Genomic DNA, 24,437 nt, shown 5'->3' with positions numbered 1-24,437 from the left:
AACTTCGCCGTCCGCGTCCTGGACGCCATGCGCGACGACCCAACACCGGCCATCCGCCACCACGACGGCACACACCTTCTCTGAACGGTCGCTCAGATGAGCATCGGGGATCTTGTCGAATTTCGCTGTTAGGTATCAAGGCGGCAGCGCTTCGCGCCGCCGCACGGCCCGCCGCCCGCTCCGCCCGGCCCGGCTGCGGCGTGGACGCCGGTCCCAGCCGGCGGCGGGAACGCGGGCCGCCCACCGTACACAGCGTCCGCCGTACCAAGCCTCACCGCCGACCAGGGACGCGGCGTCGCTGCATCGATGCAGCATGACGATCGCCATGCTGTGGCCGGCTATCTCCCGGGTTCAGGGCGATTGCCGATCCGGTTCCTCGTCCCTTAGTACCGGCTCACCGAACATCGTCCCGACTGTTTGTGTCATCCTCTGCCCGTGGCGTTCAAGGCTTTATTGTTCGATGTCGACGGGGTGTTACTCGATTCCAGTGCGACGCACTGGCGGATCTGGGGTGCCTGGTCGGATATGCGCGGACTCGACAGAGACCTGGTGTGGAGCCTCACTCACGGCCGTAAGCCTGAAGACACCGTCCGTGACGTCGCGCCTGGGCTCGATCCCGTCGCGGAGCGCAAGGTGCTGAATCGGTTGATGGCCGAGGAAGGAGATGCCTTCCCCGCAGCGCCAGGAGCTGCGGGCCTCCTCGGCAAGCTCAACCAGCATCCTTGGGCGTTGGTGACCTCAGGCAGCCGGGTACCGGTTCACCGTCGCTTCCGGCTCGCGTCGCTTCCGTTGCCTCTGGTCCAGGTGTACGGCGAGGACGTCGAACAGTCGAAACCTCATCCCGAGGGCTATCTCAAGGCGGCCGAACTTCTCTTGGTCGATCCCGCCGACTGCATCGTGATCGAGGATGCGCCCCATGGGATCACTGCGGGGAAGGCGGCGGGATGCACGGTCATCGCTTTAGCCACCACCCACGCGCCTGGTGAGTTGACCAAGGCGGATCACTGCTTTCCCTCGCTCGCGGAGGCGACGCCGTACGTCCTTGCGATGATCGGTGCGTGCTGAGTACTTGAGCGGCTTACGCTCGACTCCCTAGGGTTGCAGCTCATCGCCGTGCCAGGACGTTCCAGGAGGACCGGTCCGGCGCGTTGGTCCAGGTGGGACTGTTCAGGACGGCCATGATCCGAGCTTTAATCCGCAGGTTCCATCCTCCTCGCTGTTTAAGCGTCCCGGTTGAGACCACCGAGTCAAGGGCGCCTTCGGCGTTGCTGCGCGATCAACTTCGTTTCGCGGCGGCCTCGCCCTGGGGTCGGCAGCTACGAGGAGGACGGGGGAGGACCAGGGGCCAGCTCCAAGGTGGTGTGACGGCCTTCGGTGCTGTCCAGCATCCCCGGCGTCGTGCCCGATCGCCTACGGCAAGTCGTACCCATGCGGGGGGCGCGGCGCAATGCCGAAGACCGTCTCAACGAGAATAGCGTCGTGCCCGTCGCGTGCCCGATGGGATGGGAAACGACGGGGAACAGCGGGGACTTGCGGGAAGCAAGACCAGCGCCGTGAGCTGTGTGTTCACAGCTTGGACAAGATCGGCATGCGTCTTTGCAGCAGGATGTCAGGAGTTCGAATCTCCTAGGCTTCACCAGCATAAACATCACCTCCACTAATGATCGCTTAGTGGAGGTGGGTGTCTAACTGGGTGCCTACGTATCCCCGTTCATGGGGAAGATGTCGTCCATGGCTTCCGCCCCTTGCAGCAGCACAGATGGGAGCTGAAAGCGGTAGGCCGTCTGGTGTTCGCGTAACCGACCAGGCGTGAGATGTACTCCAGTGGCACTTCACGGTCGAGGTGACGTGAAAACGGTCACCACGTGATCATCGGTATTTGTGAATTTCAGCTCACCGGTGAGAGGAGCGAGGGGCAGACGGTCGGGATGCTGGATCTGACCAACGCCTGACGCGGCCACCATCCCCGGCGCCGTCGCGTTGCTTCCTGGACTCCTCGGTGGCGCCTACGACCCCGTAGCACATACTCGGGCGCGGCGCTCAGGATTGGCCGGCGTCATTCCTTCGCGCGATGAAGACGGAGCCGACGGTCAAACCCAGGGCCAAACCTAAGGCCAAACCCAAGGCGGCACCGAGAGCGATGTTGTCGAAAAAAATCCCGACCGTGGTGCCGAAGACGGTGCCGAAGAGAGAGCCAAATGCGAGCCAGACCCCGAGATTTCCCGAGATCCCGAGACCTTCGGCGCCCGAGGGCATGTTGTTGCTCGTCATCGCATCTCTCCAGGACGTGGGCGGAAAGGCTGACAAACTGGCGGGCCCACCACGGCGGATGCGCAACCACCTTCCTCCACAACGTGACACCTGACATCAAAGTTCCCGCCGCCATTACATGATCTTGGTTGTCTTCATAAACTCCAAATGATCTCGCGGTGGCCGTCGCCGTGTGATCCCCAGGAGAGCGGCCAAAGGGGAGTCATTGGAATTCGCGAACAACGGAACACCGCCTCTGGACCTGAAGTTCAGCAGGGTCAGAGGATAGTACGGGCGGATGACCGCTGGACTGTGATCCAGCCCCCTCGCTGGTCGATTCTCCTGGATGAGCCAACCGAGTCAAGCACTCCTGCTGGCGTCGCTTCGCCATCAGCTTCGCTGACCTCTAACACGGCGCGCTCGCTCTAGGGATCGGCAGCTACGAGAAGGAGGGGGGAAGACCAGGGGTCCGGTGAACGGATCCGCTCATCTCGTGCCCGTCGCGTGCCCGATTGGGCGGGAAACAAGGGGGAACACCGGGGAGTGCGAAACTCCAGCAGATGCGATTGACCAGCCCGCCCGTAGAGTCCGACCAGGCCGCGCGGTCGACCGGGCGCGAGGTGCGAGAGGCGTTGGAGCAGGCTGAGGTGATCCGGCTGGCCCGCATGTTCAGCCCCGGCGAACTGGACCGGGCTAACGCCCGGACCTGAGACCCTCGGATCGCTTCCGCGGTGCAACAGGCCAGCGAGTACAGGATCGATGAATATCTGGCCTCCGGTCCCGAACTGCAACGCGATCTGGAGAATGCCGGGGATCTTGTGCAACGTCGTTGCTCGGGGTTGTACTCCGTCATCACGATGCCTGCGTGATCGGTTGCCGTTTCCACCACGGTCACCGGCCATCCGTGTGTTCGGAGGGCGGCGGCGAAACGTCGGGACTGATTCACATCGACGATGTGGTCCCTGGTTCCGTGCAGTAACCAGAACGGGACGGGGTCTAGTCGTGTTTTCGCCAGGTCGTCCAGTGGGATCGTGCCTGTGGAAGGTGCGGGACGGTCGAATCCTGAGGCGATCACGGCTACGGCGGATGGTCTTCGGTAACCGTGGGCCGGGCCGGTGATGCCGATTGCTGCTGCGGCTCCTCCGCCTGAGGACCGACCGGCCAGGAGGACTCGTTCGGGGTCGCCGTTGAAGTGGGACGCGTTGTCGTGGACGAAGATGGTCGACTCGCGCAGGTGGGTTTGGCCGCCGTCTGGTGCGTCGGAACGCCAGTCGGGAACGAACACGACGACGTTCCGTTCGGCGACCGCATGGGCCAAGGGTTCTAGGACGTCACGCTCATCAGGGCCCTTGCCGTGCCAAAGCAACACGATCGGCCTGGGAGTGCTCCATGGCGACGGTAGACGTCTAGAAGCTTGCGCTTTGCCCATAGGTGATGCCTCTGTCCACCTGAACACTCATGGGTCACCTCGCATGGCTTCCGGTCGATGAGTACTCACACTCGGAAAGGATGCCTCCAGGGGGGTGGTCTCGATGACGGGTGGCTCGGGGGGAGTCACATTTCGGGGGTGGCGGTCGGGGAAAGGATTGCGGGGTTCTTGATCACCCAGCACCATGATCGGAGCGAGTCGACATCTCATGGAGGGCAACATGCTGAAGGTGATCGGGGCGGGGTTTCCGCGTACCGGGACGAGTTCGATGAAGGCGGCGCTGGAGCGGTTGGGGTTCGGGCCCTGTCACCATATGTTCGATGTCGGGTCGGACTCGGATCGGGCTCGGCGGTGGGCGCCGTTGGCGGCTCGGGACTTCGAGCCGGACTGGGAGTACGTGCTGGAGGGGTTCCGGTCGAGTGTGGACTGGCCGGCGGCGTTCTTCTGGCGGGAGTTAGCGGAGGCGTATCCGGAGGCGAAGGTGGTTCTCACGGTGCGGGATCCGCATAGCTGGATCGCCAGCATGCAGACGCTCATCGCGAACGGGCCGGCGCGGTTGCAGAGCGAGAAGCTGGCGCCGGAGATGGCGGGGCTGGTGGAGAACATGATGACCACGCGGCCGCTGCTGGAGCGCATGATTCGGGAAGGGCTGGGGAGCGATCGGGCTTTCGGTGAGCTCCTGGACGAGAAGGACAGCATCATGGCGTTCGAGCGGCATGTGGCCACGGTGAAGGAGAGTCTGCCGGCTGAGCGGCTGCTGGTTTTCGACGTGCGGGAGGGGTGGGAGCCGCTCTGCCGGTTCCTCGGTGTGGATGTTCCTGCGGGGGAGCCGTTTCCGCATCTGAACGACAGCAAGGTGATGCAGGAGTCGATCGAGAGGCTCATGCAGGGGGAGAACATCGGGCTTCCGTTCCACCGTACGGGCTGAAAGCGGTTCATCGTACGGGGGCCGGAAGCGGTTCGCCGTACGGGGCTGGGAGCGGTTCGCCGTACGGGGCTGGGAGCTTCGGATGCGGGTGATGCCTGCCTCATCGCTTGACGGGCCTCCGTTCCACATGGGGTGGAACGGAGGGCCGTGCCGTTGTGTCGGTGGAGGGGGGCCGTGCCGTACCGGCGGGGGGCTTTGGTCGCTGTCACCCCTGGGGTGGGGTGTCTTGTCGTGCGGCGGTTGCGAAGACGCCTCGTGTGGTTGTTCCGTCGGGCCAGGTCCAGCCGGCTGTCAAAGAGCCGGGTGACTCGGCTGAGGGGTCGAGGGGTCGCAGGACGCGGGTGAGCCGGATTTCGAAGGGGTCGTCCGTGAGGGGTCTGTGTACGGTGACGGTCGGGTCGGGGGTGTCGCTTTCGCTTTGGTGCTGGGGGGTGGCCTCGGCTCGGAGGAGTGCGTGGAGTTGCGTGGTGGCCACCGGGTCGTGGAGAGCGTCGTAGATCCATCGGCGGCCGAGGACGCCGTGCTCGGAGGTGCCGATCAGTGCGTCGTGTGGGGCGTCGGTCAGGGGTGCGCCGCGGTAGGTCATGGGGACCAGGTATGCGACTGGTTCTCGCGGGGTTGTGTCCGCTACGACCATGAATTCGATTCCCACTTCGCCTTCGGGGTCGTCCAGGCGGAAGCCGCCGGCTTTCACCAGCTCGGGGGGTGCCGCGGTGTTTAGGTACCAGCTCTGCTTCGGCAGCCATCCGGTGAGGAGTTCCAGCTTGCCGGGGGTCATGGTGGTGCGGTGGATGTGGGCCATGCGGGCTCCTGACACATGGGTGTGATGTTCTCGGTGTCATGGAACCTAGCTGAAGGAGCGGTGGTCGTTGTCGCCCGAAGCCTTGTCGCTCGCGTGTCGGGTGGGGTGCTCGGTGGCTGGTCAGGAAACGGCGATGCGGCCCCTCCGTCGTCTCAGGGGCCGCATCGGTCTGTGCGTGGTCGGAGGTGGCGGGGTCAGACCACGGTGCAGGGGATGCCGTTGAGGGTGAACGACGTGGGCTTGGAGGTGTTGCCGGTGTGGTTGGCCTGGAAGCCCATGGTCACGGTGGCGCCGGGGGCGATGGTGCCGTTGTAGCTGACGTTGCGCGCGCTCACCTGGCCGCTGGTGGGGGTGATGGTGGCGTTCCAGGCGGAGGTGATGGTCTGGCCTGACGGGAGGGTGAAGACCAGGGTCCAGCCGTTGATGGTCGAGGATCCGGGGTTGGTGATGCCGATGTCCGCGGTGAAGCCGCCGCTCCAGGAGTTCATGGTGTAGCTGACGCGGGGGGCGGTGCCGCCACCGGTGGGGGTGGGGGTCGGCGTGGGGGTCGGCGTCGGGGTGATGGTGGGGGTCGGGGTGGGTGAGGGGCCGCCGGTCACGCTGGTGACGAAGGTCATGATGCTTCTGGCGGGGAGGCTGACGGTCAGGGTGTTGTTCGACATGCTGGTCGTGCCCTGGGGGGCGACGGTTCTGCTCTGGTCGGTCAGCCAGGACGAGACGCTGGCGGCGGTGCCGCCGGACAGCGAGAACTGCTGGCTCACCGCGGAGGTGTTCTTGTTGACGGCGACGATGACGATGGTGTCGCCGCCTTTGTACGCCGAGACGTAGACGTTGGTCGCGGGGTTCGCCGTGGCGTCGATCCGCACGAAACCGGGACGGACGAACCTGGCGAAGTGCGCCATCATGGCGCCGCGCTTGCTGACCTGGCCGTCCTCGCGCATGGGGCTGTAGCTGCGCCGGATGTACCACCAGATGTACGCCTGGAACTCGGCCTCCACCATGGCCCGGTGGAGGTGCTCACCCACGTCGAGCGCCTGGGGCCAGAGGTCCGCCGAGTCGGTGCTGTTGGGGTAGTAGACCTCGGTCATCCAGAGTTCTTTGCCCGCGCCCTTCTGCTTGAACAAGGGGTAGGGGAAGTTCGAGTACGACGTGCCGTACAGGTGGGCCCCGATGATGTCCACGTTGGCGAGTGCCGCGGAGTCGTTGAGAATCGGGTCCGACATGTTCTTGAGGTACTGGAACGACTCGGGTGCGATGACCCTGGTGTTGATGGAGCCGGCGTTCTCCTTCAGGAACCGGACCATTTCCGTGGGGGTCCACCACGTCCAGTCGTGCGCGTAGTCGGGCTCGTTCTGCACCGAGATGCCGTACAGGTTCACGCCGTTGTTGCGCATGTAGGTGTTGAAGTCGTTGAGGTGCTGCGCGTAGGCGGCGTAGGAGCTGTACCTGAGGCGTTTGGCGTTGGTCTGGCTGCCGCGGGTGAACGTCTCGATCATGCTGGCGGGAGGGTTCCAGGGGGACGCGATGACGCTCGCGCCGAGTTCGATCGCGCGTTTCGCGGTCGCCACGTCGCGGCCCCAGTCCGACTGGTTTTCGCCTACGGGGATTCTCAGCACGGAGAAACCCAGCCGGCCTTCACCGGTGCCGAACGCCGTGTCGCGCTGAGCGGCCGTCAGGTCGCCGATCCAGGCGGCGTGGGCCATGCCGCCGAAGCCGCGGATCGTCTGCCGGGCTGCGGACGGGTTGATGACGGCCGTCGCGGCGGCGGCTTCCGAGGCCCCCACGATGGAGGCGGCGGCCGTGATGACCGGCAGCGTGCCCATCGTGGTCAGGACGGACCTCCGGCTCGGTGCTTTCCGCTCGCCGGCCACGGAATCATTCTGATCTTGTGTCATGTCTGTTCCTCTTGGTACTGGTCCTGATCCGAGCCTTGCCGATCCCGCCGGCCCACCCGGCGTCGCCACTGATGGGCCCGGTCGTGCCGCCAGATGAGTTTCGGACCGAGTGACTCCCGTCATGTTGGCGCTAACATCGCCTCGGCCGGACCGGTACGCCAGTGGACGAGAGGCGGACCGCTCATGTGGTCGCGCGAAAGGTGACGCTCCGGCGGAGTGTGGTTCGGCCCCTTGGCGCGGGTCAAGGACCTCAAGGTTCGTGAGCTGGCGAACTGTGTAAATGTCCTGCCGGACCGTGAAAGTTACAGCTCAGAGGGCTGTCGCGACCCCGCCGCCGGCCGAGCCCCGGTCCGTGGCGGTTCAGGGAGTCTCATGCGATGACGTGTGCGCTAACATGACGGCGGCCGTCCGATGGTGTATGGCCGCGGTACGCGAGGTCCGTCCTCGTGAGCGGGCCGTTCCCTAGAAACCGCCGTTGCCGCGGATCGCTCCCAGGTCTTCCTTGATCTTGAAGATCACGATGAGCAGTTCCATCCACACGCGAGTGAGGAGGACGGCGAGAAGCCAGCCGAGTGGTACGAGGAAGAGCGCCAGCAGACCGAAGGTGGGACCGGCGTTGAAGGCGGAGACCAGCGTTGTCAGGGCCCAGATGGTCTCGGCGACGACGGCCGCCACGAAGAGCACTTTGATGATGCTCGTGGTCACGTAGTTGTCGAAGCTGAGATCGAACAGGCGGGTCAAGAAGCTCGCCTGGGTGGGGGTGCGCCGGTACGCCGGTGGCTGGTAGGCGGTTTGTGGGGTTTGGGGCTGTTGTTCAGGTTGCTGGTATTGGTGGGGGAGATGGGATGGATCCTGGTCTTGATAAGGATTTGTCATTCTTATCCCTGGTCGAGGCGCACATCGATCTCATGCTCACATTCGTGATCCTCAGCTGATGTTAATAATCGAATCAAGGGGACGGTAGACGGTTTCCATATCGGTTCGGCTTCCGTGAGCCGCGTGACCTGCGATATGTCGCTTAAGGTCCTTATGGTGACTATCGGGATTTGCCTGGATTATTGCCATGTTTCGCCGTCTACCGTCGCTTTGGAAGGTGTCCTGAGAAGTGGCCGCCGCCTGACGGGTGGGATCTCAGTGATCCCGCTGGATCCGCCAGCCGTAACGTTTCTGCAGGGCCGCGGCGACCTCGGTGAATCTCGCCGGTGGCAGGATCGCGCCTTCGCGGCGGATGTCGTGTTCGTCGAGTTCGAAGATCCGGTCCACCCGCGCGTACGACGGACGGTTCTGCCGGTCCCAGGGGCCGGGGCCGATCTCCAGCCAGTCGTGGCCGTGGTGCTCGTCAGGGGTGCGGCTCGAGAGCATAACTCCGAGCAGTCTGCGGCCGTGGCGGCCGACGAGCAGCAGAGGCCGGTCCTTCCCTCTCGCGGGGTCGTCCTCGTAGGGCACCCAGGACCACACGATCTCGCCGGGGTCGGCGAGGCCGTCGAGGTCGGGGGCATAGGTCAAAGCCACCGCACTGGTCAGGTCGTGTATCTCCCGCACCGCGCCGCGCGGCGGACGGGGATCGTCGTGATCACGCATTGAGGCAGCCTAACGGCCGACGCCAGGCGTGCGGAGATCCCCGTCCGCCGGACGGTGGTGCGTCTACGCCACCTTGGACGACGGGGCCGCCCAGGTGTCGCAGGAGGCGGGGTCGCCGGACGTGAAGCCGCGGTTCATCCAGCAGGTGATGGTCTTGCGGGGTGCCGAAGTACTTGCTGGTCTGGTCGCGGAGAACAGAAATGAGCGCGTCCCAGTCGCCTTCGCCGCGGTCCAGGGAAGGCCACACGCTTTTGCTGAAGGTGGCGGCGAGGTATCGCATGGCGCGACAGGCTATTGGCGGCCATAACGGTCGGCCGGGCTTATGCGGGAATCGCGGGGATTGTGTGTTCCGGGGCCGGCCGCTTGCGCATCAACAGGTGTCCTCGACGGAAGCGTTCGTCCTCGCCGGGTTCCCGCAGCATGCGGGCCATTTCGATGAAGCCGGCCGCGGAAGCCAGAGCCGCGAGGCCGTCGATGGGCCACCGGTACGCGGGGGTCACCCGGTGGTCGAAGGCCGTCACCGGGTCGCCTTCGGACTCGAAGAACGCGAACAGGAGTTGACCGCCTGGTGCGAGGACCCGGTGGAACTCCTCGAAGTACGGCGGAAGGTGCGCCTGCGGGATGTGGATGAGCGAGTACCACGCGACGACCCCGGCCAGCGTGCCGTCCGGCAGTGGCAGGTCGTGCATCGAGCCGGCCTCGAAACGGAGGCCGGGGTGAGCGTCACGGGCCAGCGCGATCATCGCGGGGGACAGGTCGAAGCCGGTGGCGTCCCGGCCGAGGTCACGCAGGAGGGCCGTGTAGTGGCCGGGACCGCAGCCGAGGTCGGCGACCGGCCCCTCAGGTGCGGACGCCGCGAACGCCGCGAGCATCGCGTGGTCCAGCGGCAGACGGCCGATCATGTCGCGTACGTGATCGGCGTACCGGACGGCCATCGCGTCGTAGGCCGCGGCCGTCGTGGCCAGGTGAGAGGGATCGGTCACCGCGATGGTCTGAAGGGCCTCAGGCCAGTGTCTTCTCGATGGCGTCGACCACCGTGGGGTCCTCGGGTTCGGTCTGCGGCCGGAATCGGCCGACGACGTTGCCCTCGCGGTCGAGGAGGAACTTCTCGAAGTTCCACTGGATGTCGCCGGCGGCGCCGGTCGCGTCGGGGGTCTCGGTGAGCGTCGCGTACAGCGGGTGACGGGCCTCGCCGTTGACGTCGGCCTTTTCCAGCAGGGGGAAGTCCACGCCGTACGTCGTGACGCAGAAGTCCTGGATCTCGTCGGCCGAGCCTGGCTCCTGGCCGGCGAACTGGTTGCACGGCACGCCGACGACGGTGAAGCCGCGGTCGCCGAAACGGTCCTGGAGGCGGACGAGGCCGGCGTACTGAGGGGTGAGGCCGCATCGCGACGCCACGTTGACCACCAGGATCGCGGCGTCACCCGCGAGCTCTCCGAGGGTGGTGGACTTGTCGGCCAGTGTGCGTACCGGAAGGTCACGAAGGCTCATGACGACCACCCTAATCCGCGCCGTCCCCGGCGGATGTTCAGGGTCTGGCGATGAAGTGGAGGATCACGTCGTGGACGTGGCGGGCCTTCTGGTCGCCGCGGAACTCGACCTCGTACACGTGGGTGCCGACGTTGACGGCGATGGCTCCCGAGGAGAAGAAGGACCCGGCGATGGACTTGTTGCTCACCACGCTCACACTGGTGATCTTCGAGTACGGGATGCTGGTGATGGCGATCTTCTTGCCGACGAACGACTTGTCCTGGATGATCACTCGGCGGTCGGTGAGGCCGAGGAAGCCCGTGCCGACGCCGACGGCGTCGTAGACGGCGATGATCTGCTCACCCTGTGTCAGACCGCTTTGGATCTGCTGAAGCTGCTCGGGCCGGTCGTAAGGGATCTGCTGGCTCAATGAGAGCTCCATGTGGCGAAGGTGGACGAGTACCCCGATCCTGGCACGTGGCGGTCGATCTCAGGTTTCGGTACGGCGATCGGCTCCGCTAACGTCTCCAGGCATGCGGCTTCATGTGGGATGCGCCATGTGGGCACACGCGCCGTGGCAGGGGACCTACCTGCCGCATCCGCTGCCGCCGGGTGAGCGGCTGCGGGCCTACGCCTCCTGGTGCGACGCGGTCGAGGGCAACACGACGTTCTACGCGACGCCGCCGCGCGCCACGGTGGAGTCGTGGGCCAGGCAGACCGCGCCGGACTTCCGGTTGCTGGTGAAGCTGCCGAGGACCATCACGCACGAGCGGCGCCTGACCGGCGCGGAGGAGGAGCTGCGGGTCTTCCTGGACGCCATGGAGCCGCTCGGGCCGCGTGCGCGGATGCTGTGGGTCCAGCTCCCGGGTTCGTTCGGCCCGGGGGACCTCGGCACGCTGGCCGCGTTCCTGCGAGGGCTGCCGGCTTCGCACCGGTACGCGGTCGAGGTGCGGCATCGCGCGTTCTTCGAGGACCGGCGCGCAGAAAGACTGCTCACCGATGTGCTCACCGGCGCGGGAGCCGAGTGGGTGCCGTTCGACACCACAGCACTGTTCCAGAGCCCTCCGGTCAGTGCGGCCGAGCGGGAGGCGTGGACGAAGAAGCCGCGCCTGCCGCGGCGCGCGTTCGCGCTCACCGACCGGCCGGTCGTCCGTTACATCGGCAGGGACGCCACGGCGCCGACCGTCGAAGGCTGGCGGTTCTGGGTCGAGACGGCCGCGGCGTGGCTGCGAGAGGGCCGCTCACCCACCGTGTTCATCCACACTCCCGACAATTCCGGCGCGCTTCCGCTCACCCGCCGCTTCCACGACGAGGTACGCGGCCTGGTGCCCGAGGTGGAGCCGCTGCCGGAGCCCATGCCGGCGGAGCCGCTCACCCTCTTCTGAGCCGCTTTCCGGCCGGAGCGAACCGTCCTGTCACCTCCTGGCTGGACCGGCCGGCCTCGCCGTTTTTCCGGGTTTCAGACCGCCGGATCGCATAAAGCGGTCTCACCTGGGGTGATCCATCCGAAATATTTCGGACCGTTGACGCGTGCCAGCGTTACATCTACGTTTCATCTCACGAAACATCTCGGCTCAAGCTCGAAAGTTTCAATCCACGGCGTGCCATGTAGTCGGGGGACCAGCAGATCCTCGTCCATGACCCAAGTGAGGCAATCGATGAAACGCGTCCTACTGGGCCTTGCCGCCATCGCGCTCGCGGTGGCGGTGCCTTTGCCGGCGACCGCCATGCAGTCCCATCCCGGGCAGCACGGAGGAAAGACTCCGGACAACCTGCGGGAGTTGTCCAAGAAGATCAAGGTGTACATCGGGTCCGCGGTGGACGTCGCGACGCTCGCGGACGACGCCGGCTACCGCCGCACGCTCAACCGTGAGTTCACCCACGTCACCGGTGAGAACGCGATGAAGTGGTCCGAGGTCGAGCCCCAGCGCGGCCAGTTCACCTGGGAAGGCGCGGACGCGGTGGTACGCAACGCGCAGCGCAACGACCAGAAGGTGCGCGGGCACACACTGGTGTGGCACAACCAGCTCCCCGAGTGGCTCACCGCGGGGGTCGCGGACGGCAGCATCGGCGCGCCTGAGCTGCGCCGCATCCTGCGCGACCACATCTTCAAGGAGGTCGGCCGGTACCGCGGCAAGATCCGCGCCTGGGACGTGGTGAACGAGGTGGTGGACGACGACGGCAAGATGCGCGACACCATCTGGCTGCAGAAGCTCGGCCCCGGCTACATCGCCGACGCGTTCCGCTGGGCCCACGAGGCCGACCCGCACGCCAAGCTCTACATCAACGACTACAACCTGGAGTGGAACGCCGCCAAGATCGACCAGACGCTGAACATCGTCAAGGACCTCAAGGCCAAGCGTGTGCCGATCCACGGCATCGGCTTCCAGGGACACCTCGGCATCCAGTACGACTACCCCGGTGACTTCCCGAGCGTCATGAAGCGGTTCACCGACCTCGGGCTGGAGGCCGCGATCACCGAGGCCGACGTCCGCATGGTGCTGCCGGTGACCCCGGAGAAGCTCGCCACCCAGGCCGACTACTACAAGCGCATGCTGCAGACCTGCGTCGACAACCGCCGCTGCGTGGAGTTCACCGTCTGGGGCTTCACCGACGCGCACTCGTGGGTTCCCGGCTGGTTCGACGGCGAGGGAGCGGCCACCATCATGGACGAGAACCTGGTGCCGAAACCCGCCTACGGGGCCCTGCTCAGCGTCCGCAAGTAGAGCTCAGGAACGGTCACGCGAACGGCCGCCTTCCCGTCACGGGGAGGCGGCCGTTCGCGTGGAGCGACCGGTGCGGTCAGGGACGGCGCGCGCCGGCCGTCACTTGCCGGAGTCGAGCGCGACGGCCTGCTTGATGTAGTCGCGCAGCGCGGCCTGGTCCACGCCGTCGACCTTCTTGATCTTGATGTGCCGGGTGGTCTTGCCGATGCCGTCCAGCAGACCGTAGGAGTCGTCGAACTCGGCGCCGCGTGCGAACGCGAAGGTGATGTGGGTCTTGCTGGTGCTGATGATGGCGAGGATCTTGTCACCCTGCCAGGCGGGGGAGCCGCGGCTGATGACCTCGGTCGCGCCGGGAGCGTTCTCCTTCATCAGCTCGCGGAGCATCTCCACGATCGGCTGGTGCTGCGGGAGGACTTTGGTCCTCACGAACTCGTCGACCTCTTTGCTGCCCATGGGGGCGGACCTCCCTGGCCTCGCTGCCGCGGACTACCCAGTATCGGGGAAACGGCCGGGCCATGGGTGGTGATCGCCGGTGTGGCGGCAGCTCTGGGGTGGAAACAGGGGTGCGTAGGGGTGTGGCCCGGGTACGGCGGTGCCGTACCCGGGCCTTCGGGTGCCGTCGCGGCGGATCGCGGGGGCCGGGCAGGCTACCTCGTGATGGGGATGGAGGCGGTGGCCGTCACCGGCGAGGTGAAGGTCTCAGGGAACACCAGGCTGATGTTGACGGTCTGCGCCTGGCGGTTGACGGCGCGGGTGAGCGCGCCGCTGCGGGTCATGTGACGGGCCCAGTTGCGTGCCCAGCTCCGGGCCGCGGCCCCGTTCCAGTGGCGGGTCCAGTTGCGCGCGAGCGAGCGGTTCCTGTTGTAGCTGCGGTTGCGGAACAGGCGGTCGTAATCGCCCCCGCCCCCCTTGATGACCACGGCCGCCGCTTGGGCGGAGGTGGCGGTGGTCGCGAGTTCCAGGCCGGCCATGCCGCCGGTCAGTACGGCGCCGATGGTAAGCGTGCCCACGAATTTCGCGAGGTTGGGCATTGCGTCTCCCTATGTGGACGACAAGCGAGTTAGCTGGTCGGCAGGATTGTTGCCATTTTTTCGGTGAATCGCTTGATGGGTGAACAGGTCTCCCGCTTGTCTTGTTTTCCGGATACGAGGCCGGACAAACGCCGATCGCGGCGTTTTGCAAGCTGCTTAATCTGTTGTTGTAGTCTTCACAGCTGTATTTCCGGACTTCATCGGACACATCATGCGATCTTCCTCCTAGTCCCGACGGATCGACCAGTTCGCCCGGCTGTGCCGGGGGATACGTCCACATCCGCACAGGTGGCGACCGCCGGTGGTCGCAGTCCGGCCGGGGTGGAAATCGTCATTTCCCCGGCTTGTCCGTCATCGCGATCTTGAGCGATTTACTCTGATAAAGCAGCTTGAAGAATGGCTCGCCGGTTAAGGTGATAAAAGCCATCTCATCCACGGAAAGAGCCGGTCCTGCCGGACAGAAGGCGTCCCGCACCGCCTGCCGCGGGCCGTCGCGCGGAGCCGGACCCGCCCCCGGTGCGGTACGGCGGCCGGCCAGGTCATATCGTCCGGTGCATGAGTGCTCATTTCAACGTCGTGGTCGTCGGGGCCGGCCCCGGCGGTTACGTCGCCGCCATCCGCGCCGCACAGCTCGGGCTCAGCGTCGCGGTGGTCGAGGAACGCTACTGGGGTGGTGTCTGCCTCAACGTCGGCTGCATCCCCTCCAAGGCGCTGCTGCGCAACGCCGAGCTCGCGCACCTGTTCACCCGCGAGGCCAAGACCTTCGGCATCCAGGTCCAAGGTGAGGTCACCTTCGACTACTCCGTGGCCTTCTCCCGCAGCCGCAAGGTGGCCGACGGCCGGGTCAAAGGCGTGCACTACCTCATGAAGAAGAACGGCATCGCCGAGTACGACGGCCGCGGCACCTTCACCGGCCCGAACTCACTCCAGGTGGCCACCGCGGGTGGCACGGAGACCGTGACGTTCGACAACTGCGTCATCGCCACCGGGGCCACCACGCGGCTGCTGCCGGGCACGTCCGTCAGCGAGCGCGTGGTCACCTACGAGGAGCAGATCCTCAGTGACACCCTGCCGGAGAGCATCGTCATCGCCGGCGCCGGCGCCATCGGCGTGGAGTTCGCGTACGTACTGAGCGCCTACGGCGTCAAGGTGACGATCGTGGAGTTCCTCGACCGGCTCGTCCCCCTGGAGGACGAGGAGGTGTCCGCCGAGCTGGCCCGCCGCTACAAGCGGCTCGGCATCGAGGTGCTGACCTCCACCCGCGTGGAGTCCATCGACGAGTCCGGCGGCAAGGTCAGGGTCGAGGTGTCGCGCGACGGCGAGCGGCGCACCCTTGAGGCGGACAAGGTGATGCAGGCCATCGGCTTCCAGCCTCGGGTCGAGGGCTACGGGCTGGAGACCACCGGTGTGCGCCTGACCGAGCGCGGCGCCATCGACGTCGACGGCCGGTGCCGGACGAACGTGCCGCACATCTTCGCCATCGGCGACGTCACCGCCAAGCTCATGCTCGCGCACGCCGCCGAGGCGATGGGCATCGTCGCCGCCGAGACCATCGCGGATGCCGAGACGATGGAGCTCGACTACGTGATGATCCCGAGGGCGACGTACTGCCAGCCGCAGATCGCGAGCTTCGGCTACACCGAGGCGCAGGCCAGGGAGAAGGGTTTCGCGGTGAAGGTCGCGAAGTTCCCGTTCACCGCGAACGCCAAGGCGCACGGCCTCGGGGACGCCACCGGCTTCGTCAAGCTGCTCAGCGACGAGAAGTACGGCGAGCTGATCGGCGCGCACCTGATCGGGCCCGAGGTGACCGAGCTGCTGCCTGAGCTGACGCTCGCGCAGCAGTGGGATCTCACGGTGCACGAGGTCGCACGCAATGTGCACGCACATCCGACCCTCGGTGAGGCGATCAAGGAGGCCGTGCACGGGCTCGCGGGTCACATGATCAACATGTGAGGCCACCGGGCCGTCCGGCACGGCCCGGTCAGCCGATCTCCCCGACGTGTCGCCGTCACGAGCCCTCATCGGCGCGTGTAGGTTCGACTACCGACAGTAATCGTCCGAGGGGAGAACAGGCAGAGTGCGTCGCAACCTCATCAGGGCCGCCCGGGTGCTCACCGTGGTGTCCGGCTGCGCCGTGATCGTCGCGGGTTCGACCGGGCTCGCCGCCGCCAAGGCGACCGTGCAGATCCGCAACCATTCCAACTGGCAGTGCCTGGACGCCGACCTCAACACGATCGGGAGCAACGGCACCAAGGTCCAGCTGTGGAAGTGCCACACGATGAACAACCAGAAATGGACGTACGACGTGCGCACCCACACGATCAAGAGCGAGTACAACGGCCGATGCCTGGACGCCGACCTCAACACGATCGGGAGCAACGGCACCAAGGTCCAGCTCTGGGACTGCAACGGCTGGAGCAACCAGAAGTGGGTCTACGACGCGGTCAGCCACACCGTCTACAGCCTCTACAACGGCAAATGCCTGGACGCCGACCTCGGCGGCGTCGGCGGTAACGGGGCCAAGGTCCAGCTGTGGGACTGCAACGGATGGGCCAATCAGAAGTGGACGATCTGACCGCGGGGACGGCCTGACGCCGCTGGGTGACGGAATGTTCGCCGGTGCGGCGGGTAGGGGGCGGTGACGCAACGAGGAGGGATCGTGAAACGGATTCTGCAACTCTTCGTCACCCGCTGGCTCGCCCGTACGCCTATCGGCATGGTCGTGCTCGGGATCGGATGGTTCGTGATGCGCAAGCGCCGCAAGCGGGCCGCCGAGCAGGGGGACGGTGGCCGGCCGTATCAGCGGGACCGGCGGCTCACAGCCGTTCCTGGCGGGGGAACACGACCTCGCGGACGATGAGCATCAACGCGGCGGCCAGCGGGATGCCGAGCAGCGCGCCGACGATGCCGAGGAGTGTGCCGCCGATCAGCGCACCGACGATGGTCGCGATCGGCGGCACGTCCACCGACGACTTGAAGACCGGCGGCGAGATCACGTAGTTCTCGATCTGCTGGTAGATCACGAAGAAGATCAGGCAGGCGATCCCCGCCTGCGGTGAGGTCAGGAACCCCACACCGGTCGCCACCGCGGCGCCGATCACCGCACCCACCATCGGGATGAGGTCGGTCACCGCGACGAACAACGCGAGCGCGAGAGCGTACGGCACGTCGAGTATCGCCAGGAAGATGTACGTCACCACACCGGCGATCACGGAGATGATGAGGTTGCCGGCGACGTAGCCGCCGATCTGCTTGATGATCTCGTCGCCGAGCAGCTGCACACGGGTGCGCCGCGAGCGCGGCACCAGGCGGTACCCCGTCTCCTTGAGGGAGTTCAGCGAGCCGAGGAAGTACAGCGTGAGCACCAGAATGGTCAGCGCGCTGAACACCGCGCTGAGCACCACGCCGGCCACGCCGAGCAGTCCGCCGAACATCTGGCTCGCCAGGTTCCCGCTCGTGATGTAGCTCTGCACCTTGTCCAGCACCTGGTACTGCTGGTCCACCGACCGGATCAGCGGGTGGTTCTGCACCTGCTGCACGTACTCCGGCAGTTGCTTGATGAACCCCGTGGTCTGCTCGGTGAGCGGCGGCACGATGGCGAGGCCGAACCCCACGAACACACCGATGACGCCGAGGAACACGATGGTGATGGCGAGCCGCCTCGGCACGTTCCTGTTCTGCAGGGCCTCGACGGCGGGGTTCAGCCCGACCGCGAGGAACAGCGAGATGACGATCAGCACGAGGGCCGAGCCCGCGCCGGCGATCGCCTGCACCAGCAGCCAGGCCGTCAGCACGCCGAGCGCGGCGGTCAGGCCGAACATGAAGGGGTTGCTGCGCAGGGGACGTCCGGGCCGTCCGAACGGCTGGTCGTCCTCGTCGAGGGTCACCGCGCGTATGGCGGTCACCCCCGTGTCTTCCTCCCGGGACGCGGGAGGTGGCGTGTCCTCGACGGCGGGGAACCCACCGGGGTGACGTGAGCCCACGGTGGCCTCCGTGGTCTCGGGACGCGTCGAGGCATCCGAGGAGGAGGCGTCGGAAGCAGGGGTGTGTGACACGCACTCTCGCTGCCCACGCGACGCCTCGATAGTCCTGACGGATCGCCGGTTCCCGCCGGGAACCGGCCGCTCCGGACACGGCGGTGCCCCCGGCTCTCACCGGGGGCACCGCCGTCGTCCGACGCCGCGAGGTCAGTAGGCCCGCGGCGTCCCCTCTTCGGTCCGCGCGTCGCTCATCTCGGAGTCCTCGCCGGCTCGCGCGGCGGTCCACCGGGTGGCGTCGGCCGCGGAGTCCTTCATGGAATCGGCCCACTTGCGAGTGTTGTTGCGGTACATCACGATGCCTGCCGCGCAGGCCGCGCAACCCGCGATCAACGCGATCATCGACCAGCGGCCACGCCGTCGCGTCGTAGGCGCCGGATCGATCCGCTCCGCGGCGGTCGCGAGGAACGCGCTCACCTTCGGAGCGATGTCCTCCTCGACCGAATGAGCGGCCCGGTCGAGCCGCGGTGCGGCCCACACCCGTGCGTCTTCGATGCGCAGCGCCGCGGTCTCCTTGGCGGTGGTCGCCATCGGGCCGATCCGCTCCGCCGTACGCAACGCGCGGGACTTCGCCTGCGCCATCCGTGTCCTCGGCATCGCCAGCGAGACACGGCGTTTTCTCAATGTCAGGGACACGCCAACCTCCCCTATCCGTGGGGCCCTGCACGCTCACCTTCCCGCTCGAAAGCACCTCAATCCTGCGGCCCGTGGGAGGATGGCCGATAGGCTGACCAGCCACAGCAGATAAAATCCGATCGTTTGCGCTCGTTCATCCGGGCGAGTAGAAGGGGTTGCGACCATGGCCGAGAACCTGTTCGCGAAGCTCAAGACGACCCTCGGGGACATCAAGGTGCGGCTCCTCCCGAACCACGCGCCGAAGACCGTGCGCAACTTCGTCGAGCTGGCCGAAGGCACCCGTGAGTGGACCCATCCCGAGACGGGGGAGAAGAAGAAGGACGAGAGCCTGTACAACGGCACGATCTTCCACCGGGTGATCGACGGCTTCATGATCCAGGGTGGTGACCCGCTCGGCCAAGGCATCGGCGGCCCTGGGTACGCGTTCGACGACGAGATCCACCCCGACCTGCAGTTCAGCCGGCCCTACCTGCTGGCCATGGCGAACGCCGGCAAGCGTTTCGGCCGCGGCACCAACGGCTCGCAGTTCTTCATCACGGTCGTGCCGACGCCGCACCTCAACGGCAAGCACACGATCTTCGGTGAGGTCGTCGAGGGTGCCGACGTCGTGGACGCCATCGCCAAGACCCAGACCCGCGGCGAGCGTCCCGTGGTGGACGTCGTGCTGCAGGAGGTCGTGATCGAGCGCGTCACCACCTGAGCGACGGCGTGAACGGCCGGGAACGGCCGCACGCCGGCACGGCGGGCCGCGGTCCGGCCCGCCGCACGGCACCGAGCACCCGGCGTGGTCATTAGGGTGGCAGTCTGTGGATAAGCGCACAGGCGAAGGAGCCTCCACCGGCGATGACCACTCAGCCAGACCACCCGGGCCCGCCGGCGCCTCGTGACGAGGCGCCAGGCGACCACATCCCGACCTGTTACCGTCACCCCGACCGCGAGACGTACGTACGCTGCCAGCGCTGCGAGAAGCCGATCTGTCCCGACTGCATGCGGGTCGCCTCGGTCGGCCACCAGTGCGTCGAGTGCGTGCGTGAGGGCAACAAGACGGTTCGGCACGGCCAGGCGGCCTTCGGCGGACGTCCGGTCACCACGCCGTTCGTCACCTGGACGCTGCTCGCGCTCAACGTGCTCGCCTACCTCGCCGAGGTGGTGAACCCCGCGCGCGTGCTCAACGCGTTCGCCATGTCGGCCGACGCCGTCTACTACGGCGAGTGGTGGCGGCTCGTCACCGGCGCGTTCCTGCACTCGCCGCCGCCGTCCTACTGGCACATCCTGTTCAACATGTGGGCCCTGTTCGCGATCGGGCCACAGCTCGAACGGCTGCTCGGCTCGTTGCGGTTCAGCGCGCTCTACCTGCTGGCCGCGCTCGGCGGCTCGGTGGCGGTGTACCTGTTCGGCAGCGTGGCGGTCGGCGCGTCAGGCGCGATCTACGGCCTGTTCGGCGCGATGTTCGTGATCAGCCGTCGCCTCGGCTACGACATGCGCGGCGTGCTCTGGCTGATCGGCATCAACGCGGTGCTGACCTTCGTGATCCCGAACATCAGCTGGCAGGGCCACCTCGGCGGGTTGATCGTCGGAGCCCTGATCACCGCGCTGTACGCCTACGCGCCGGCGCGCAACCGCACGGCCTTCCAGCTCGGCACGACGCTGGTCGTGCTGATCGTGCTGGTGGCCGCCGTGATGGTCCTGCCGCCGCTGGTGTCGTTCGCCGGATGAGACTGCTTCCCCAGGTTGTGGATAAACCCTGTGGAAATGTCGCGATCACCCCCGGTGTCCCGTGCGGCAGGACCCCGGGGCTCGCTACCGCCAGCGGGTCGAGAGCACCACGCCGAAGATGATGAAGCCGAAACCGACCGCAAGGTTCCAGTTCGCGAGCGTCTTGATGAACGGGATGTTCGGCGCCACGTAGTACAGCGCGATCCACAGGATGCCGATGATCCACGTGGCGACCATGACCGGCGCCAGCCAACGCGGACTCACCTTGACCTGCTGCGACTTCTGCGGCGGGGTGTAGACCGCCTTCTTGCGGGTGTGGGACTTGGGCACGGCAGCTCTCCTGGTGGGGACCCGCGGACGCGGGCTCTGGCAGCCAGCGTAACCGCTGGGGTGAGAAGACCCGTGTAAGCCTAGTCGTCAGGACCGGTACACGGCCATTCCGGAAGAGGCAGGCTCTCGCACCGAGCCCTCCGCGCGGCATCGCAAAGTCTCGGTCAGGCCCCGCTCGGTCGCTCGGACGGCGACGCGAGGCGACGTTAACGTGAACCCGGTGAGGCTGATGCTGCGTACGCTGGGTGAGCTCAGCATCACGTGCGGCGTCGTCATGCTCCTGTTCTGCGCCTACCTGCTGTGGGGCACGGGCTCCTACACCGAGCACCACCAGGAGCTGCTCAAACGCCGGCTGGCCGAGAGCATCCGGCAGTCGAAGGTCGCCAAGAAGCTCGCCAAGCTGGACCTCGGCGACGCCGTCGGGCTGATCAGGATCCCGCGTTTCGGCCGTTCCTTCGAGTACGCCGTGCTCGAAGGCGTCGAGCCCCGCCACCTGCGCAAAGGACCGGGACACTACCCTGGCACGGCGATGCCGGGGGAGATCGGCAACTTCGTGGTGTCCGGGCACCGCACCACGTACGCCGCACCTTTCAACCGGCTGGACGAACTGCGCCGCGGCGACGAGATCGTGGTGGACGCGCGCGCCGGCCGGTACACCTACCGGGTGTCGTCCACCGAGGTGGTCGACCCGACGCACGTGGACGTGATCGCACCGGTACCCGACCACCCGGGACGGCGGCCCGCCAAGGCGATGATCACGCTCACCACCTGCCACCCGGAGTACTCCGACGAGAAGAGACTGGTCGTCTTCGGGGTGCTGGCCGGCACCCAGCAGGACTGAGCGGGAGGCGCGCGTGTACGGCTGGCTCTGGCGCGTCATCCCCGGTGGCGCCGTGGTGAAGACACTGGTGACGCTGGTGCTCGCCGTGCTCGCCATGGCCCTACTCTGGAAAGTCGTGTTCCCTATGCTGGAGCCGTACGTGGTCGTCGACCGGGGGGTCGTCGGAGGATGAGACGGGGGGCCGTCGCGGCATGACACGGGTGCTCGTGGTGGACAACCACGACAGTTTCGTGCACACCATCGTGCAGTATCTGCGGCAACTCGGCGCCGACTGCGAGGTGCGGCCACGCGACGAGGTGCGGACCCGTGACGCCGACGGCTTCGACGGCGTGGTGATCAGCCCGGGACCCGGCACCCCCGAGGCCGCCGGGGTCAGCGTGCCACTGGTCGGCCACTGTGCCGGCCGTGACCTGCCGCTGCTCGGCGTCTGCCTCGGCCACCAGGCCATCGCGGTCGCCTACGGCGGCGTGGTGGCGAGAGCCCCCGAACTCATGCACGGCCGCACCAGCGCCGTCCTGCACGACGGCCGCGGGCTGTTCGAAGGCCTGCCGTCCCCGGTCACGATGACGCGCTACCACTCGCTGGCCGTGGTCCCCGACACCGTGCCGGCCGAACTGGAAGTCACCGCACGCACCGCAGAAGGCGTCGTCATGGGGCTGCGCCACCGCTCGGCGCGCGTCGAGGGAGTGCAGTTCCATCCCGAGTCGGTGCTGTCGGAACACGGCCACCGATTGCTCGGAAATTGGCTCACCACCACGATGTAACGTTCACCCGGCTCGTGACGACTAACAGATGAGGGTCTCCGCCGTCGCCCCCGAGCGGCGGAGACCCTCTTCGCTTGTCCGGATCTAGTTGCTGAAGTCGTCCGGCGGCGGGTCGCTGAACGGGTTGTCCTCCGTCGGCTCGTCCGTCGGCTCGTCGGTCGGGGTCGTCGGGTCCGGCGGCGGGTCGGTCGGCAACTGCTCCTGCGGCGGCCCCGAGGACACCACCAGCGTGATCGTCATGCCGGCGGTCAGCTTGGCCCCTGCCTGCGGGCTCTGGCTGATGACGTTGCCCTCGGCCACGTCTCCGCTCTCCTGGCGCACGACCCTGACCTTGAAGTGCGCGGCCTCCAGCGTCGCCTTCGCGTCACGCAGGGTCTGGCCGGTGACGTCGGGGACCTCGGTCTGCGCCTTCGGCACGTAGATCTTGACGATGGAGTTCTCGTCGACCTTCTGGCCCGCGGCGGGCTTGGACTGGAAGACCTTGTCCTGCTCCTTGCTGGACAGCGCCTGCACGACCTGGGCCTTCAGCCCGTTGGACTCGAGCGTCTGCGTGGCCTCCTCCACCGTGAGGCCGACCAGGGTCGGCACCGTGACCTGCTTCACGCCTTTGGAGACGTTGAGCGTCACGGTGTCGCCCTTGTTGACCTCGGTGCCGCCCTCGGGGTCGGTGCCGATGACGGTGCCCTTCTCGACGTCCGCGCTGTACTCATCGGCCTGCTGGACCTTCAGCCCCAGCGCCTCGAGCGCGGTCTTGGCACCCTTGGCCGTCTGACCGGCGACCATCGGCACCGCGACCTTGCCTCCTGCTTCGTTACCGCCGGGTGAGCTGAGGAAGGCGTAGCCGATGCCGATGAAGGCGGCGATGACGAACAGGGGGATGAGGATCCACGCCGCGATCACCAGGCCCTTGTTGCCCTTGCGTGCCTGTCGCTGTTCGTACCGGCCGCCGGTCTGCGTGGGGGCGTAATCGTAGGCGGGGACCGAGTGGGTGCTCTGCGTGGCCGGGCCGGGAGCGTTCATCGTGCGCGTGGCCTGCGGCGCGTAGCCGTTGTTGATGGCCATCGTCTGCGCGGCGTCCACCGGCATGCCGGACATGGCCCGCTGGATGTCGGCCCGCATCTCGGCGGCGCTCTGGTAGCGCTGCGCCGGGTCCTTGGCCATGGCCTTCAGCACGATCGCGTCGGCCCAGCGGGGGATCTCGCGGTCGATCTGGGACGGCGGGATCGGGTCCTCGCGCACGTGCTGGTAGGCGATGGCAACCGGCGAGTCACCCGTGAACGGCGGGTGGCCGGTGAGCAGCTCGTACAGCACGCAGCCCGTGGAGTAGATGTCGCTGCGCGCGTCGACCCGCTCACCTCTGGCCTGCTCCGGCGAGAGGTACTGCGCGGTGCCGATCACCTGCGCGGTCTGGGTCATCGTGGCGGCCGAGTCGGCCATGGCGCGCGCGATGCCGAAGTCCATCACCTTGACATCGCCGGCCAGGGTGATCATGACGTTGGCCGGTTTGATGTCGCGGTGCACGATGCCGCCGCGGTGGCTGTAGTCGAGCGCGCGCAGGATGCCGTCGACCAGCTCGACCGCGCGCTCAGGCAGCAGGCGGCGGTCCTGGCGCAGCAGGTCGCGCAGTGTGCGGCCGTCGACGAACTCCATGACGATGTACGGCACGGGGGTGCCGTCCGTCATGTCCTCGCCGGTGTCGTAGACCGCGACGATCGAGGGGTGGTTCAAGGACGCCGCGGACTGGGCCTCGCGGCGGAACCTGGCCTGGAAGGTGTGGTCGCGAGCCAGGTCCGAACGCAGCGTCTTGATGGCGACGACGCGGTCCAGCCGAATGTCCCGTGCGCGATACACCTCGGCCATGCCGCCTCGCCCGACGACTCCGTCGAGTTCGTATCGACCACCGAGTAGTCGAGGCTGAGTCATTTCCTGCACTGTCCCTTGCCGTTCATCTTGGGTGCCGGCCCGCGGTGCGGCTGCCGGTTCCATCATCGACCCCGCGCC

Annotated in this window: 26 protein-coding genes; 12 read left to right on the top strand and 14 right to left on the bottom strand. The window is 66.8% G+C overall.

The annotated features are described in order from the left end of the window. Nucleotides 1–435: 435 nt before the first annotated feature. Nucleotides 436–1,065, top strand: a complete 630-nt coding sequence (locus BJ992_RS32005) for an HAD-IA family hydrolase (protein WP_221475058.1) — start codon at nucleotides 436–438, stop codon at nucleotides 1,063–1,065. 975 nt (nucleotides 1,066–2,040) lie between these two features. Here the strand turns inward: BJ992_RS32005 and BJ992_RS32000 are convergent. Then, entirely contained in the window at nucleotides 2,041–2,271 is a 231-nt protein-coding gene (locus BJ992_RS32000; RefSeq protein WP_184987361.1) for a glycine zipper family protein, read from the bottom strand. 1,628 nt (nucleotides 2,272–3,899) lie between these two features. Between BJ992_RS32000 and BJ992_RS31995 the strand changes: the two genes are divergently transcribed. Then, complete coding sequence (locus BJ992_RS31995) at nucleotides 3,900–4,607, top strand: sulfotransferase family protein (RefSeq protein ID WP_184987359.1); 708 nt, start codon at nucleotides 3,900–3,902, stop codon at nucleotides 4,605–4,607. A gap of 205 nt (nucleotides 4,608–4,812) precedes the next feature. Here the strand turns inward: BJ992_RS31995 and BJ992_RS31990 are convergent, their stop codons facing one another. The 7 genes from BJ992_RS31990 to BJ992_RS31960 all read right to left on the bottom strand — a co-directional run bounded on the left by BJ992_RS31990 (nucleotide 4,813) and on the right by BJ992_RS31960 (nucleotide 10,785). After that, nucleotides 4,813–5,409: a maltokinase N-terminal cap-like domain-containing protein gene (locus tag BJ992_RS31990; RefSeq protein WP_184987357.1), complete on the bottom strand. Its 597-nt coding sequence runs from the start codon at nucleotides 5,407–5,409 to the stop codon at nucleotides 4,813–4,815. A 194-nt stretch (nucleotides 5,410–5,603) separates the two neighbouring features. Further along, nucleotides 5,604–7,232, bottom strand: a complete 1,629-nt coding sequence (gene xynC, locus BJ992_RS31985; RefSeq protein WP_281390515.1) for a glucuronoarabinoxylan endo-1,4-beta-xylanase XynC — start codon at nucleotides 7,230–7,232, stop codon at nucleotides 5,604–5,606. 534 nt (nucleotides 7,233–7,766) lie between these two features. Next, nucleotides 7,767–8,045, bottom strand: a complete 279-nt coding sequence (locus BJ992_RS31980) for a DUF4282 domain-containing protein (protein WP_184987353.1) — start codon at nucleotides 8,043–8,045, stop codon at nucleotides 7,767–7,769. A 390-nt stretch (nucleotides 8,046–8,435) separates the two neighbouring features. After that, complete coding sequence (locus BJ992_RS31975) at nucleotides 8,436–8,885, bottom strand: type II toxin-antitoxin system PemK/MazF family toxin (protein ID WP_184987351.1); 450 nt, start codon at nucleotides 8,883–8,885, stop codon at nucleotides 8,436–8,438. Nucleotides 8,886–9,205: 320 nt separating this feature from the next. Beyond that, on the bottom strand, nucleotides 9,206–9,868 hold the full coding sequence (locus BJ992_RS31970) for a methyltransferase domain-containing protein (protein WP_184987349.1): 663 nt from the start codon (nucleotides 9,866–9,868) through the stop codon (nucleotides 9,206–9,208). A gap of 19 nt (nucleotides 9,869–9,887) precedes the next feature. Further along, nucleotides 9,888–10,376, bottom strand: coding sequence for a glutathione peroxidase (locus tag BJ992_RS31965; RefSeq protein WP_184987347.1), 489 nt, complete (start codon nucleotides 10,374–10,376; stop codon nucleotides 9,888–9,890). Nucleotides 10,377–10,413: 37 nt separating this feature from the next. Beyond that, on the bottom strand, nucleotides 10,414–10,785 hold the full coding sequence (locus BJ992_RS31960) for a PH domain-containing protein (RefSeq protein ID WP_246496845.1): 372 nt from the start codon (nucleotides 10,783–10,785) through the stop codon (nucleotides 10,414–10,416). A gap of 103 nt (nucleotides 10,786–10,888) precedes the next feature. On the opposite strand from BJ992_RS31960, the gene BJ992_RS31955 reads away from it, so the two are divergent. After that, nucleotides 10,889–11,740, top strand: coding sequence for a DUF72 domain-containing protein (locus tag BJ992_RS31955; protein WP_184987342.1), 852 nt, complete (start codon nucleotides 10,889–10,891; stop codon nucleotides 11,738–11,740). Between the two features lie 273 nt (nucleotides 11,741–12,013). After that, nucleotides 12,014–13,081: an endo-1,4-beta-xylanase gene (locus tag BJ992_RS31950; protein WP_221475057.1), complete on the top strand. Its 1,068-nt coding sequence runs from the start codon at nucleotides 12,014–12,016 to the stop codon at nucleotides 13,079–13,081. A 99-nt stretch (nucleotides 13,082–13,180) separates the two neighbouring features. On the opposite strand, the gene BJ992_RS31945 is transcribed toward BJ992_RS31950, so the two are convergent. Together BJ992_RS31945 and BJ992_RS31940 are read right to left on the bottom strand one after the other, a co-directional pair. Next, on the bottom strand, nucleotides 13,181–13,534 hold the full coding sequence (locus BJ992_RS31945) for a DUF1801 domain-containing protein (protein ID WP_184987338.1): 354 nt from the start codon (nucleotides 13,532–13,534) through the stop codon (nucleotides 13,181–13,183). A gap of 194 nt (nucleotides 13,535–13,728) precedes the next feature. Further along, nucleotides 13,729–14,112: a hypothetical protein gene (locus BJ992_RS31940; RefSeq protein WP_184987336.1), complete on the bottom strand. Its 384-nt coding sequence runs from the start codon at nucleotides 14,110–14,112 to the stop codon at nucleotides 13,729–13,731. Between the two features lie 555 nt (nucleotides 14,113–14,667). Here BJ992_RS31940 and lpdA point away from each other — a divergent pair. From lpdA to BJ992_RS34615, 3 genes are all read left to right on the top strand, one after another. Continuing rightward, a complete protein-coding gene (lpdA, locus tag BJ992_RS31935; RefSeq protein WP_184987334.1) occupies nucleotides 14,668–16,065 on the top strand; it encodes a dihydrolipoyl dehydrogenase in 1,398 nt (465 codons plus the stop codon). 124 nt (nucleotides 16,066–16,189) lie between these two features. Then, complete coding sequence (locus BJ992_RS31930) at nucleotides 16,190–16,687, top strand: ricin-type beta-trefoil lectin domain protein (protein WP_184987332.1); 498 nt, start codon at nucleotides 16,190–16,192, stop codon at nucleotides 16,685–16,687. A gap of 63 nt (nucleotides 16,688–16,750) precedes the next feature. Further along, entirely contained in the window at nucleotides 16,751–16,972 is a 222-nt protein-coding gene (locus BJ992_RS34615; RefSeq protein ID WP_425503719.1) for a DUF6203 family protein, read from the top strand. Here the strand turns inward: BJ992_RS34615 and BJ992_RS31925 are convergent. After that, entirely contained in the window at nucleotides 16,929–18,095 is a 1,167-nt protein-coding gene (locus BJ992_RS31925) for an AI-2E family transporter (protein ID WP_343072957.1), read from the bottom strand. The two genes, BJ992_RS34615 and BJ992_RS31925, sit on opposite strands and share 44 nt — an antisense overlap. A 204-nt stretch (nucleotides 18,096–18,299) precedes the next feature. Beyond that, nucleotides 18,300–18,785, bottom strand: a complete 486-nt coding sequence (locus BJ992_RS31920; RefSeq protein WP_184987330.1) for a hypothetical protein — start codon at nucleotides 18,783–18,785, stop codon at nucleotides 18,300–18,302. 163 nt (nucleotides 18,786–18,948) lie between these two features. On the opposite strand from BJ992_RS31920, the gene BJ992_RS31915 reads away from it, so the two are divergent. Beyond that, nucleotides 18,949–19,485, top strand: coding sequence for a peptidylprolyl isomerase (locus tag BJ992_RS31915; protein WP_184987329.1), 537 nt, complete (start codon nucleotides 18,949–18,951; stop codon nucleotides 19,483–19,485). 143 nt (nucleotides 19,486–19,628) lie between these two features. Next, nucleotides 19,629–20,501, top strand: coding sequence for a rhomboid family intramembrane serine protease (locus BJ992_RS31910; RefSeq protein ID WP_184987327.1), 873 nt, complete (start codon nucleotides 19,629–19,631; stop codon nucleotides 20,499–20,501). 84 nt (nucleotides 20,502–20,585) lie between these two features. On the opposite strand, the gene BJ992_RS31905 is transcribed toward BJ992_RS31910, so the two are convergent. Beyond that, nucleotides 20,586–20,831 (bottom strand): cell division protein CrgA, encoded by a 246-nt coding sequence (locus BJ992_RS31905; RefSeq protein WP_184987325.1) that lies wholly within the window; start codon nucleotides 20,829–20,831, stop codon nucleotides 20,586–20,588. 229 nt (nucleotides 20,832–21,060) lie between these two features. Here BJ992_RS31905 and BJ992_RS31900 point away from each other — a divergent pair, with 229 nt between their 5' ends. From BJ992_RS31900 to BJ992_RS31890, 3 genes are read left to right on the top strand one after another with little or no spacing between them, the layout of a single operon-like run. After that, nucleotides 21,061–21,672: a class E sortase gene (locus tag BJ992_RS31900; protein ID WP_184989451.1), complete on the top strand. Its 612-nt coding sequence runs from the start codon at nucleotides 21,061–21,063 to the stop codon at nucleotides 21,670–21,672. A 13-nt stretch (nucleotides 21,673–21,685) separates the two neighbouring features. Then, nucleotides 21,686–21,844: a hypothetical protein gene (locus tag BJ992_RS31895; RefSeq protein WP_184987323.1), complete on the top strand. Its 159-nt coding sequence runs from the start codon at nucleotides 21,686–21,688 to the stop codon at nucleotides 21,842–21,844. Nucleotides 21,845–21,863: 19 nt separating this feature from the next. Next, complete coding sequence (locus BJ992_RS31890) at nucleotides 21,864–22,436, top strand: anthranilate synthase component II (protein WP_184987321.1); 573 nt, start codon at nucleotides 21,864–21,866, stop codon at nucleotides 22,434–22,436. An 84-nt stretch (nucleotides 22,437–22,520) separates the two neighbouring features. Here the strand turns inward: BJ992_RS31890 and pknB are convergent, their stop codons facing one another. Then, nucleotides 22,521–24,359, bottom strand: coding sequence for a Stk1 family PASTA domain-containing Ser/Thr kinase (gene pknB / locus BJ992_RS31885; RefSeq protein ID WP_184987319.1), 1,839 nt, complete (start codon nucleotides 24,357–24,359; stop codon nucleotides 22,521–22,523). Between the last annotated feature and the right edge of the window lie 78 nt (nucleotides 24,360–24,437).

This window comes from Sphaerisporangium rubeum, assembly GCF_014207705.1.
Lineage (GTDB): Bacteria > Actinomycetota > Actinomycetes > Streptosporangiales > Streptosporangiaceae > Sphaerisporangium > Sphaerisporangium rubeum.
The sequence above is the reverse complement of the archived record's forward strand: the minus strand, read 5'-3'. Positions and strand labels throughout refer to the sequence as shown.